Origin of the sequence: Prosthecobacter sp. (assembly GCF_014879935.1) — a bacterium.
Classification (GTDB): domain Bacteria; phylum Verrucomicrobiota; class Verrucomicrobiia; order Verrucomicrobiales; family Verrucomicrobiaceae; genus Prosthecobacter.
The window spans coordinates 37,871-52,403 of record NZ_JACSRD010000169.1 but is presented as its reverse complement, the minus strand read 5'-3'; the positions used below and the strand labels follow the sequence as shown (position 1 = coordinate 52,403).

Below are 14,533 nucleotides of genomic sequence, written 5' to 3'. Positions count from 1 at the left end.
GTGATGACCCAGTTGACCGGCGTTCCGTCGGGCCGTTTCGATCTCGCTAAGAACTTAAATGGCCGTGGCCGGGGCAATTCTCTCCGGCAAAATGCCGGTCAAAGCCGCAGGCCGGGCTAGGTGAAGAAGGGGTATAAAGACGAGGCTTATTGTTTTCGTAAACCACTCTGAATCAGCGTGTTAAATGCATGGCGCGTTGATGGCCTAAGGGCGGTTTTATCCTTGTTCGGCAGAGAGAGGAGTTCGCATACTTCCCGGCTTCACCTGGGGCAGTTGTCTCGCGAGAGCGGCTGTCGGCGGTGTTTCTTTACCTCCAGCCAACCTTTTGCTCACCATGCACGCGAGTCGCACTCTCCTTTCGCACCTGAATTCGTTTTTCCGGGTGGCAGCGGTCAGCTTGGCGGGTCTCCAGCTCGGATTTGCTCCGCCATCGACCCAGGCTGCCACGTTGTATTGGGACACCGACGCCAGCACGGCAGGCAACAGCAGCGATGGGACTGGACTTGGCGGCAGTGGGACGTGGGATGTCGTCACGGGCAATTGGTGGGATGGCAGCGTGCTCACGACTTGGCCGAACAGTGGCGCGGATGTGGCGATCTTCAGTTCCCCTTTCGCTGCGCTGCCAGTGGCCACGTCCGTCACTTTGAATTCTGGCATTTCGGCCAATCAGATCGCTTTCCTGCGCAGTGGGTTCCTGCTGACAGGCGGCGATCTCACGCTCGCGGGTGCTTCCCCGACGTTCACGGTGAATCTGGGGGAGTCAGCAACCATCGAGAGTCTTGTCCACGGAACCGCCGGCCTGAACCTGGCTGGTGGCGGCACGCTTCGCCTCGATAACACGTCAAATGACTACACGGGCACCACCACGCTCAGCAACGGCACGCTGGTGATCACCAGCCAGGGCGCTCTGGGTCTGGATGGTTCGGCAGTCGTCGTCAGCGGCAACAATCCCGTCATCGGCTCGACCAACCTGCGGGGTTTTGGCGGCGGTTCGTTGTTTCTGAACGGTCTGGGCGGAAGCGTTGACATCAGCCGGGATCTGTCGCTCCAGGGTTTTGGACCGATTGCCGATCGTGGTGGAGCGCTTCTGAGCACGGGCGTGAACACTCTCTCCGGCGTGGTGACCATGGGGACGCCGTTTTCGGGCACCAATCTGAGCACACGCGTGATCGCGGCGGATGGCACCCTGAATTTCACTGGCACCCTGAATGTTCTCGGCACGGCTGCCACGACCATCAGCAACTTGGGCGGCGTCAATCAGGCCGGAGCCAGCTTTTACAATGTGAGCGGGATTCTCGCCGGCACCGGAACGCTGGAAGGCTCTGGTGGCGGCACCCTCTTCTTGAACCCCTCGGACTCCTCGGGCTTCTCCGGCACCATCCGGGTCAGCGGCAGTGCTGCCAGCGGCCAAAGCGTGGTGCGCATCGATTCCGCAGGCGTTCTAGGCACGCGCACCGCAGGCACCACGAGTGCTGTGCTCGACTTGAATGGCGGCATTCTGGCCGTACTGATGGACACACCGGACGTCAAAGTCTCGAACGGAAGCAATGCGAACGTGTACTTCCGGGCGGCCAGCACGATCTTTGCCGATCACACTCCCGGCAGCTCCACCAAGGACCAGACCGTCGCCTTCGGAAACATGTCGTTCGAGGACAACATCACGCTCACCTTCAGCAGCCGCAATGGTTACGGCATGAGCTTCACCACGGCACCGGTGAATGGGGGCAATGCCAACACCACGCTCACCAACAATCTTCAAGGCGGTGCGCTCCTCAGCTTCACGGGCAACTTCTGGAGCAATGCCGACGCTGGTGCCGCCCGCACGATGACCATCGGCGGAAATGGCAACACGCTGATCAATGGCAACATCATCGCCAGCGGTGGAGCATCCTTTGATCACATTCTCACGAAGTCCGGCAGCGGCACGCTGACTCTCACGGGCACCGCCTCCACGCTGGATGGCGCGGTCAACGTCCAGGGCGGCACGGTGGCGGTGAATGACTTCCGCGCCGTGACCAACAACACCTCCAACATCAACATCGGCTCCGGCAGCACCTCCGCCATCTTCAGCATTGTCGGAAACAATGCCACCCTGGCCAACCTCACCACGGGCAAAGTCTTCAATCTGTCCGGCTCGACCGGTGGAGCCACGATCCTGGCGAACCAGACCGGAACGAGCCCTGGCGTCGTGTTGAACGCGGATTTCACGGCCACGGGCGGCGGCAGCAAAACACTGACTCTGGGAGGTGCGAACGCCGGTGCCAACACCATCAACGGCACCATCGTCAACAACAGCGGGACCAATCTCACATCCGTGACGAAGATTGACTCCGGTCGATGGATTCTCGCTGGCGAGAACACCTACACAGGCTCCACCACCATCGCGAACGGCATCCTGCAGATCAAAGCCAACGCGGCAGCCTCCACGGTCATCGCCGACACCTCCGCCATCATCTTCAACACCGTCAATGTCTATGCCGTCGGCACCCTGGAATTCCTCGGCCAGGCCAGCACGAACAATGTGGAGAATCTCGGTGCCCTCACGCCGACCACGGGAGCAGGCACCATCAAGCTGACCCCTGGAAGTGGCGGCACCGCGTCGCTGACCTTCGCCTCCCTGGGCACCGTGGGTGATGGATCGGGCCTCAACATCGTGGGGGCGGATCCCTTGAACAACATCGTCACTGTCACCGGCCTCGCCACCGGCCTGGCTTCGCCCCGCATCTACTTTGACGGCGCTGACTTCGCCTATTCTGACAATGGTGTGCTGCGTGTGCCGGTTTATGACACTGACGCCACGTTTGTCAGCAGCACGGGAGGTGCCGCGTTGTCGGCGGGGCAGAACAACTTCCTTCTCACCGGAGATCTGACGGCCCAGGGCAGCCAGACCATCCGCACGCTGAAGATCGACGGCAGCCGCACGATCACGCTCAATGCCGGTGCCACGCTGACCGTTCGCACGGGTGCCAATAACACGGACGGCGGCATTCTCGCCACCGGCGGTTCCTCAGTCATCACCGGTGGGACGAGTGTGCAGGCCGGCGGCAGCGGCACTCTCACCATTCGTGTGGATGGCGGAGCGGATATTCTGACCTTGGAAACGCCGATCAATGCAGGCACCGGCGGGCTGACGAAAAACGGAGCGGGAACGCTGCGCCTGGCAGGTGCCAATGCGCAGACCGGCACCATTTCAATCAATGAAGGCACGGTTCGTCTTGTGACCGGTGGCAGTTTGGGTGGGGCGGCGGCCGTCACGATCCGCCAGGATGCCGTTCTCGAGCTCAACGGTGTCACGCCACCCAACAACATCACCTCGTTCAACAACAACGGCATCGTCCGCAACACCAGCGCCACGACCGATGTCGTCCTGACGGTCGGGGGTTCCAACGGCACCGGCACTTCGAACGGAATCATCGAAGACGGCGGCCTGGCCAGCATCAGCGTGGTGAAGCTCGGCACGGGGGCGCAGTCCTGGCTCGGTTTGAGCACCTATTCCGGCTCCACCACGATCGGTTCCACCGGCATTGTGAGCATCAACAACCTCCAGGACGGCGGCATGCCCAGCGGCATCGGCGCATCAAGCAATGCGGCGGCCAATCTGATCTTCAATGGCGCCAGCGCCACACAGGCCTACGGCGGCATCAGCTACACCGGCACCACGAATGATGCCACCGACCGTCTGTTCACCTTCGACGGCGGGGCGGATGGCGGGGTCCGCATTCAGTCCAACGGCGTGAACGGCGCCACCAGCAGTTGGACGAATCCGGGAGCGCTGGCCTTTGGACCGAACGCGGCTGGAAATCCGCAGGGCCTCGTGCTTGGCGGCAGTTCCACAGGAGACAACCGCTTCTTCCCCATCATCGGGGACAACGGGGCGGCGGCCACGTCTGTTTACAAGGCGGACACTGGTGTCTGGTATCTGCAGGCAGCGAACACCTACACCGGTCCGACTGAGCTCCGCGGCGGCGCTCTTTACGTCACCGACGGCGTCGGACTGCCCACGGATTCGAACCTGGTCTTCAATGGCGGCATCCTTGCCAGCTCGGGAAGTTTCTCCCGCACCATCGGCACCGGCGCATCACAGATGCGTTTTGCCACGCCAGCGGCCACATCCGCGATGTTCCGCGGTGGTTTCGCCGCCGGTGGCAGCAAGCTCACCGTCGATTGGGGCGCCGGGAATGTCTGGGGCACAACCACGGGTTTCCTGGATAATCGCGACGGTCTCATCTTCGGGGCGATGGTCGGTCAGACCTCGGTGACCAAGGCCGAAGTGGAAGTCACCAGCGATTTCTCGCTCGGCACGGCCACGCACACCGCTCTCGGCCCCGGCTTGAGTTTCACCATTGCTCAAAACAGCGCCAATGTGACGGTCGTCTCCACGGCCGGACTTGCCGTCGGCCAGTCGATCACGGGCACAAACATTCCTTCCGGTGCTTACATCGTCAGCGTGAACAGCGCCACGCAGTTCACCATGAGCGCCAACACGGCAAACACAGGCGGCATCGCCGGCACGTACACCGACGGCCAGATCCACGCCCAAGGTCTCCGTGCGATCCGTGTCGATGACAACACGCTCATCGGAGCGGATTTCACCACGCTCAGCGGGGTGATTTCCGGTGATGCAGGCACCGGCATCCGCAAGGTGGGTGGCGGCATCCTCGTGCTCAGCGGTGCGAACACCTATGATGGCGAGACCAACATCGCCCAGGGCACGCTGGTCGTGTCATCGCTTGGCCACAGCGCCAGCCCGGGGGCCACCAGCATCGGCAGCTCGGCCAATGGCAGCACCACCGCCGCCCTCACGCTCGGCAACGGCGGCACGGGCGGAGGCATTCTTGAATACGTCGGCGCTGGTGAGGTCAGCGACCGCTACATCCGGCTCAACACCACCACGGGCAGCAATCAGATTCACGCTGACGGCGCAGGACCGCTCATTCTCACGAACGTGGCCAATGACCTCGTCGCGGGAGCCAAGACGCTCATCCTTCGTGGCGTCAATGCGATGGACAACCGCATCACCAGTGTCCTGGCCGACAATGGTGCCGCGCTCAGCGTCACCGTGGACGGTTCTGCCTCCTGGATCTTGTCGGGAGCGAACACTTACACGGGCACCACCACCATTGGCGCGGGAGCGCTCGGCATCGGACATGACAGCGCCCTCGGCACCAGCTCTCTCACCCTCAGCAGCGGCACCGTCTTCGCCCATGGCGGAGACCGCACGCTGACCAATGCGGTGACACAAGGCAACAACACCACCACGGGGTTCACCGGCGACTACAGCATCACCTTGGGCAACGTGACTGGCGGTGCCAGCGCGAACAACTGGGGCACCAACAACAACCTTGCGGCCGGTAAAACGCTGACTTTCGGCTCCTGGACGGTCAACAGCCTCACCGCCAACCGCGCCTGGACCATCGACGGCACCGGAACCACCATCATCGATGGCAGCATCACCACCTCCACCGCCTTTGGCGTGGTGCTGACCAAAACTGGCGATGGTGTCCTGGTGCTCAACGGCACCGCGAGCAACTACAACCAAAACAACGCCAACACCGACATCGATCGCGGCATCCTGCGCATGGGTGCGGACAATGTGATCCCGTCAGGCGCTGGTTTCGGCGGCGTTCTGCTCGCACCCGAGCTGGCAAACGGCGACACGGCCATCTGGGACCTCAACGGCACCTCGCAGTCCGTGAATGCTCTCACGGCAAACACCGACGGCACCTCCATCATCGACAACATGTCCGCCACCGCGGCCACTTTGACCTTCGGCGCGAATGATTCCGCGGTCAGCTTTGGCGGCGGCATCGGCACCTACACCATCCAGAACAGCGGCGGTGGTGCCCTCTCCTTGATGAAAACGGGTGCGGGCGTGGCCACCATCCCCACCGGAGTCACGCTCACTTACACGGGCACCACGGGTGCGACGGGCGGCACCTTCACCATCTCCTCCCCGGTCAATGGCACCACTGGCTTGAGCGCCACAGGCGGCAGCACGCTCGCCCTCACCGGCGGCATCGCCACACCCGGTGCCATCACCAGCATCGAGGTCGGAGCCGGTTCCACGCTCAATCTCCTCGATGGCGCAGGCACGCTCATCTCAAACCTCACCTCGCTCAGCCTGGGCAACACAGGCTCCGGCACAGCCGCTTTGAATCTGAACATCGGCGACTTGGTCACGGCGGGTGATGGCCTGAGCACGGACACCTTGACGCTGCTCACCAGCGGCACCCTGGCCCTTGGCAACACGATCACTTTCAACATGACCGATGCCGGGCTCAATCCTGGCACCACCTACACGCTGCTGAGCGTCACGGACGGCGGCTTGAGCGCCCTCGGCCTCGGAAACTTCATTCAGGGAGCCACACCGGGCGGTTTCTCCGGCTTCACCTGGGACGTGCAGGACACGTACGTGAAGATCACCACCGGCACGCTGATCACCGGCTCCTCCTACTGGCGTGGCCTCACCGACACCACCTGGAACGCGGCCGCCGACAACTGGTCGCAGGACAAGGCCGGCACCATGGTCGCACTTTCCATCCCGGGGCAGGGGACGGATGTGATTTTCCAGTGGGATGCGCCGACCAGTGCCGCCGTGACCACCACTTTGGAGCAGAACTTCAAGATCAACTCGCTCACGTTTGAGCCCAGCACCACACCGGCGAATACACCGGCCTCCATCACCATCGATCCGGGAGTGAACACCACCAGCCGTCTCGAAATCGCGCCCCAGGTGGCCACGGATGGCATCGAGATCGCCACGGACGGGCCTGCTGCCGTCACCATCAGCGCCGCCGTTCGCATCGGCAAGGATCAGACCTGGAATGTGGCGGATGCGGGTTCCGTGCTTTCTCTCGGCCCGCTGTTCGGCGAGGCTGCCGTGACCAAAACCGGCGATGGCAAGGTCACGCTGACCTCCGCGGCGGACAACACCTTCAACAGCGGCGTCACCGCGGCCTTCACCATCGATGCGGGCACTTTGGAAATCCTCACCAGCACGGCCCTGGGCAGCACCATCAACAGCAACCTCGCCAGCATCACCGTCAACAGCACCGGCGTGTTTTACTACAACGGCGCGGCCAACAGCGCGGCCACTGGCGTCGCAAACAACATCACGCTCGCCGGAGGCACTCTCTCCGTCGGCGGAAACGCCGGCAACAACTACCACACCGGCACGGTGACCGTGACGGCCGACTCATTCATCAACATGCGCGGATCGAACTCCGCCGTGGTCACAGCGACGCAGGGGAACGTGGTGCTCAGCGGCCCCGTCAGCGGCAGTGGCAAGCTCACCGTGGACAGCATCAACACGCTGAGCGGCGGGAACCAGATCACCGGCGTTCTTTACTTCCAGGGTGACAACAGCACGTGGAGCGGCGGGATCGACCTCGTTCGCGGCACGATTCAAAGCCAGACCGTCACCGGATTCGGCACGGGGGCCATCACCGCCAGCGCCGGGCGTCTTCAATTCGTCACTCCCGGCGGCACCACCTTCAATCTGGCCCAGAACATCACCATCGACGCGCCCGGCGGCATGCTGGAGCTCAGCGCCGATGCCTCCGGCACGCCGGTCAGCGATCTCAACGTCAATCTCACCGGCGTCATCACCATCGGCAGCGCCACGAATGCCAATAATGCCCTCCGCCTCAGCCAGGCGTCGGACAACTTCTCCATCATCAACATCAGCAACTCCATCGTGCTCGGAAACAACGCCAGCATCAGCTACCAGGGCTCCTCCGTGCGCGCGCTGGACATCGGCGCGGTCATTTCTGATGGCGGTTCCGGCTACAGCCTCGCCATCAATGACGAGCTCGGCGGCTGGGGCGTCACCAGCCGCACGGTGCGGCTCAGCGGCGTGAACTCCTTCTCAGGAGACATCTCCATCACGGAAGGGGCGCTCGAATTCAGCACCGTGTCGGATGTGGGCGGCGCGGCCAGCAATCTCGGCCAGGGGTCCGCCATCACCATTGGCTCCGCGACGCTCCGCTTCGTCGGCAGCACCAGCCAGACCACGGATCGTGCCATCACCGGCACTGGCGCGGCCATTCTGTCAGCCGCAGGACTCGGCGGTGCCACCATCACCTACACCAGCCCTGTCACCGTCAATCCCACGGCTGACGGCACGCAGTTCACCTTGACCGGCATCGCTGGCAGCGAGGGCATCCTCGGCGCGGGTTTTGTCATGACGGGTGACACGGCCGACGCCGTCGTCAGCGGCGGCGGCACCTGGACGATCACGGGCGGCACCAGCCGCGTCGGTGACGTGCTCACACTCAGCGGCGGCACCACGCTGAATCTCAATGGCGGCGTCCTGAACGTGCGCAATGACTTCGTCGTCTCGGGCACCGGCACCACTCTCTACTTGAATGCCTCCGGAGTCCTTTCCTACAGCACCACCACCCTCAGCGCGGACGCCTCCTTGCTCCTTCGGGACGGTGCCGTCGTGGAACTCGGCGCGAATGACGCCGTCGTCGCCACCGACTTTGATCGTCTCTTCATCGGCCAGGACGCCGGCGGTCTCACGCCCACTCTCAACATGGGCGTGTACAATCTCACCACCTCCCGCTTGATCCTGGGTGAGCGTGCGAACGACCGCAACGGCCTCATCGACGGCACCGGCGTGCTCACCATCACCGGCGGCGACATCGATCTGTATGAAGGCACCATCAATGCCGGTCTCGCCTCCACGGGAACCACGGCCCTCGAAAAATTCGGCCCCGGCACCGTCACGCTGGCCGGTGACAACTCCGGCCTGGCCTCCACTGGCGCCTCTGTCGTCGCGGAAGGCACGCTCGTGCTCGATTTTGGTCCAAACACCGGCGTGAAACTCCGCACGGGCTCGGCGCTGGAGCTGCGCGGCAGTTCGCTCACGCTGATGGGCAATGCCGGCACCGCCGTCAGCCAGACGGTGGCCAGTTTCACCCTCGATTCGACCGCTTCGGACGACAACGCAGGCGCGGCGAAGCTCAGCCTCATCTCCGCCGGCCAGGATGTGCTCCTGACCCTCGGCGCCATCACTCGTGCCACCGGCAACCGTGACGGCACCATCCGCTTTGTCCTGCCTGCCGGCGTCCAAAGCGCGACCAACGGCATCATCACCAACACGGTGAACACCAACGGCCTTCTTGGCGCAAGCGCTTACGCCACGGTCGATGACGGCACGGGCGTGTGGTTCGCCACCAACGCCACGAACGCGGCCGGTGGCAACATCGTCGCCCTCGCTTCCATCGCCAAGAACGACGTCTCCACCTGGGTCACCGCTGATCACGTCACCGACGATGTCGGCGGCTTCAGCGGCACGGTTTCCGGCATCAGCATCAACAGCCTGCGCTTCAACGCGGCCTCCGGCTCTGACCTCAATCTGGGGGGCGCCGGCGTCCTCAGCATCGCCAGCGGCGGCATTCTCGTCACCAGCAATGTCGGCGGCACGCCATCCATCGTCGGCGGCACGCTGCTCACCGGCATCAATGAGCTCATCATCACCCAGGACAGCGCCCAGACCTTTGAAATCAACGCCGACATCCGCGGGCCCTACGCGCTCACGAAGTCCGGTGCCGGCACCCTGCTGCTGTCCGGCAACAACTTCTTCACCGACGAGCTGGACCTCCAGGAAGGCGTGCTCCAGGTCGCGGGTGGGAACGCGATTGGCGACATCTCCATCGTCTCCCTCGCCGCGCATCGCCAGACCACGCTGGAACTGCTCGATGACGAGACCATCGGCCGGCTTTCCGGCGGCCAGCGGGCCACCAATTCTGAAAACGGCATCGTCGATGTCGGCGTTCACACGCTCACGATCAACCAGGGGGCCAATTCCACCTACGCCGGCACCTTTGCCGGCACGGGTGCGATCATCAAGGACGGGCCGAGCAACCTCCAGCTCACTGGAATCAGCACCGGCTTCACCGGCGGCATCATTGTCGAGTCCGGCACCTTCTACTTCACCACCGCCGGCCAGATCAACGCCAGCTTTGTCCAGGTGAACAAGGGCGGTGTGCTCCTCTTCGACCAAAACGGCTCCACCGGGCCTTCCTCCCATATTCTCGACACCACCAGCATCACCCTGAACTCCGCCGACGGCACTTTCAGCGGGCAATCCATCGTGCGCGGTCTCGCCATCCGCACGGACAACAACTCCACCCGTGATGAGACCGTGGGCGTCGTGAACCTGAATTCCGGCGCGAACTATGTCGGGATGGAAACCACGGTCGCCGGGGCGGATGCGGACATCATCACCAACAACATCACCCGCCTGAACAACTCCACGCTCAACGTGCGTGGCAACAACCTCGGCATCGTCAACACGCGTTCGAACCAGTTCCGCATCGGCGACGCCACCAATCAGGACGCCTTCATCGCCAGCGCCGCCAATCTCGTCGGCGGTGCCGGGGGGGATGGCAGCACGAACCTCAGCATCGTTCCCTGGGCCATCGGGGAGGAAACCGGAGCTGGAGCGCTGGCGGCCGGTCACATGGGCAACTCGCTCGTCACCTACATCCTCGGCACAGGCTTCCGCCCGCTCAATTTCGCCACCGAATACGCCACTTACGCGGCCGCCGCGGCCACGGACAACGTGCGCGAGTCCCTGAGCGCCGATCTCACCGGACTGTCGGGCGCCACGATCAATTCCCTCGTGCTCAACAACGCCGCCACGCCGCTCCTCAGCGTCTCCGGCAGCGGTGCGGGCCAGACGCTGGCCATCACCAGCGGCGCGATGCTCTTCACCGTGACTGGAGCCGCCGCGAATGACTCGCTGCAGACCAGCCTCGGTGGCTTTGACGACGGCATCGCGGTCGGCGGCACGAATGAATACGTCATTCAGGTGATCAATCCGAACTCCTCGAACAGCCTCGCCTCCGGGACGACGACTCTGGGCTCCACCACCATCACGGTGACCAGCACCACCGGTCTGATGCCCGGCATGCCGTTGTTTGGCGCGGGCATTCCTGTCGGAGCTGTCGTCACCAGTGTCACGAGCGCCACCGCCTTCGAAATGAGCCTGCCTTCCGTGCTCAGCACCTCCTCGCAGACCTTCATCTACGCGACGAACGAGAATCTCGCCGCTACCATCAGCTCTCCGCTCACTTCGACGGCCGACATCACCAAATCCGGCCGGGGCACGCTCATTCTGACGGGTGCCAACACGGCTGGCGGCGGCACCCGCAAGACCACGATCAATGAAGGCGTCCTGGAGATCACCGATCTCGACAACATCGGCGGGGACACCGGCGCCCTCGTGTTTGCCGGCGGCACATTGCGCCTCGGCTCGGGCCTCACGGACGATATTTCCCTGCGCACGATCTCTTTCCTGGCGGGTGGCGGCACCATCGACACGAACGGCGTGGATCTCGTGCTCGCAGGCTCTGTCGGCTCCGGCATCGGCGGCCTCACCAAGACTGGTGCCGGCAATCTGACGCTGAACTTGGCCGCCACCTACTCGGGTGACACCGTCATTCTCGGCGGCACGCTCACCATCGGTGCATCGAACGCGCTTGGGCTCGGTGGCGACATCACCCTCGGCGCCGGAGCCACGCTGGACGTCGGAGGCAACAGCCTCAGCGCCGGCCTCTTCACCACGGCAGGCGTGAATCCGTCCCTGCTCGGCACGGGAACCATCAATGCGTCGAGAGGCTTTGTCTTCGGCAACACCGGCGATCTTCCCGTGAGCACCCAACTCGCAGGTCCTGGCGGCTTGTTGAAGCTTCAGAACAACATTTTGACGCTCTCCGGCCTCAACACCTACTCCGGCACCACGGAGATCCGTGGGGGCACCTTGAGCATTGATTCCATCAGCGGCATTGGCGGCGGCGCCAGCGCCCTGGGAAGTGTTGCCAGCGCCGAGGACGGCATCATCCGCATGGGCTCCGGCTCCACGGCCACCACACTGCAATACACCGGCAGCGGCCACATCTCCGACCGTCTCATCGGCATGCAGGGCACGACTGGCGCGGTCACCATCGACGCCGACGGCACCGGTGTCCTCGTTCTCGGCGGCGTCCGGATCGAGAACCCCGGAAACAAGACCCTCACCCTTCGCGGTGACTCGGATCCGGCTCTCGAAAACGCCATGGGCCCCATCGTGGAGACCGCCGGTGTCCTCACCTTCACCAAAGCCGATGCCAACACCTGGGTGATGACCGCCTCCAACGCCTACTCCGGAGCCACCCGCATCGATGACGGCATCCTCCGCTTCACAGCGGACCAGAATCTCGCCGGTGCGCTGACATTCGGCACCGCGAACAGCATCACCACCGCTGGCAGAGTCGAGGCGAAGGCCGATCTCACCTTCGGCGGCCTGATCGCCCAGACCAATTCCGACACGCTCGTCAACATCCTCGACATTGACGCCTCCAGGACGGTCACCGTCACCGGCAATGTCTCGCTCGGCAGCGGCGGCGCCACCACCACCACGTTCTTCTCGGCCGTTGGAGAGGGCACCTTCAACGTGAGCAACACCACCGGCACGGGCAACACCTTCATCGTCGGTGGCTCCAACACCAACTTCGCCACGGCGGACTTCAGCGCATTGAAGACGATGAATGTCTCGCTGGACACCACCAGCGGTGTCTTGCTGGTCAGCAGCACGTCAGGCACGAACAGCACCGGCACGGGCACGCTGATTCTCGCCCAGGACACCACCATCACCGCCGGCGCTCTCACGGTGGGCGGAGGCGGCTCTTTCAATGGCAACTCAGGCCAGGTGAACAGCCTGCAACTCGGCACGTCCACGAACATCATCAACGTGGACGCGTTCAACGTCGGCACCGGTTCCCGCGACCTCGGCGCCGTGAGCTTCCTTCACGCCTCCGATGGCACGGTCGTCGTCCGTGCGGCGGATGGCGTCAGCGCCGCTGCCTTCAACATGGGCACTGGCAGCGCAACCACGACCGTGGGAGTCGGCGTGAATCAAAACAGCTTCGATGTCACCGGTCACGCTGCCGACCTGAAGTTCTCCACCGTCACCATCGGCACGCAGAACCGCAACTCCGACCTCGCCAGCGTCTTCCGCTTTGACACCGGCACGCTGGAAATCGGCACCCTCAACGCCTCCTCCAAGGGTTCCAACGGCAGCACCACCACGACGAACATCGAGATCGGCGGCGGCACCGTCACCTCGGGGGCCTGGACGCTCGCCTCCACTTCGGGTGCCGGCAATGCAGTCGCCAACGCCACCTTCACCGGCGGCACGCTCACCTTCTCCGGCAGCATCCTGCGCGGGGCGGATTCTGCGGGCGGCGGCACCGCCACGGGCACGGTGACTCTCGACGGTGCCACGCTCGACATGCAGGCCAACACCATCGGCTCCGCCACCAATGACGTCGTCTTCAATGCCATGTCGGGCACGCTGTCGAATCTCGGCGAGCTCAATGGCGGCGGCGCCTTGACCAAGGCTGGCTCCGGCACGCTCTACATGGACGGTGTCAACACCAACACCGGCGTCACCAACGTCACGGCCGGCACCCTGCAGTTCCGTAAACAGACCGCGCTCTACAACAACACGCCGGCCAGTTGGACGGACACCAACATCGTCGTCAGCAGCGGTGCCACCGCCGCTTTCAACGTCGGCGGCACGGGTGAGTTCACCGCGTCTGACATCGACGTCATCAAGGGTCTCGGCACGGCCACGGGTGGTTTTGCCGCAGGTTCCTCCATCGGTCTCGATACCACGAACGCCGCCGGAGGCACCTTCACCTATGCCAGCGCCATTGCGGACACCAATCTCGGAGCGAACAGCGTCGGCCTGAAGAAGTTGGGCGGCAACACCCTCGAACTCACCGGTGACAGCACCTACACCGGTGCCACGACCGTCTCCGGCGGCACCCTGCGGGTCGGCGATGGCTCCACGGGCTCCCTTGGCGGCGCAGGTGTCGTCACCATCAACACCGGGGCGACATTGTCGGGTTCGGGCAGCATTGCTGGAGCCACGATCATCGGCAACGGGGCCATCCTTGCCCCTGGCGTCGGCAGCACGGCCATCAGCAACCAGAAACTCACCTTCACGGCCGCTGCGACGGCTTTGGAAGTGCAGGACGGCGGCCAGATCCAGCTCGGCCTCACCTCCAGCAGCCAGATCGACGCCGGCTTTGACTGGATCACGACCGATGCGCTCACCTACCTCAACGGCCTCACCAGCAACGGTGCCAATCTGAGCGACAGCACTTACGCCGCTCACTGGAAGGACGCCGGCACCACCTACGACAGTCTCAAGCTCACCAACGGTGAATTCAATCTCGGCACCACCGCAGGCGGCACCATCAAGGTCTCCGACAACAGCGGCACCTACATCATCGGCAACATCTTCAAACTGCTCGACTGGAGCACGGTCGGTGCTGCTGATTCGCTGCTGGCAGGCTCGGGTGCCTTCACCCTCGGCGATCTCGATCTCAGCGGCATCGGTCTGGGAGCCGGACTCGCGTGGGACACCAGCGCCTTCACCAGCTACGGTGTCCTGGTCGTCGTGCCGGAGCCCTCCCGTGCCGTGTTCCTCCTCCTCGGCCTTTCCGCCCTGCTGATGCGCCGCCGTCGCTCGAAGTAG

At 63.8% G+C, this 14,533-nt stretch carries 1 protein-coding gene; it reads left to right on the top strand.

Annotated features, from left to right (window positions below; genetic code table 11):
- Positions 1-334: 334 nt before the first annotated feature.
- Positions 335-14,533 (top strand): autotransporter-associated beta strand repeat-containing protein, encoded by a 14,199-nt coding sequence (locus tag IAE77_RS17220; protein WP_294228974.1) that lies wholly within the window; start codon positions 335-337, stop codon positions 14,531-14,533.

Coding starts and splice junctions, on each gene's coding strand:
- IAE77_RS17220 (WP_294228974.1), top strand. CDS start 335: ATGCACGCGAGTCGCACTCTCCTTTCGCACCTGAATTCGTTTTTCCGG.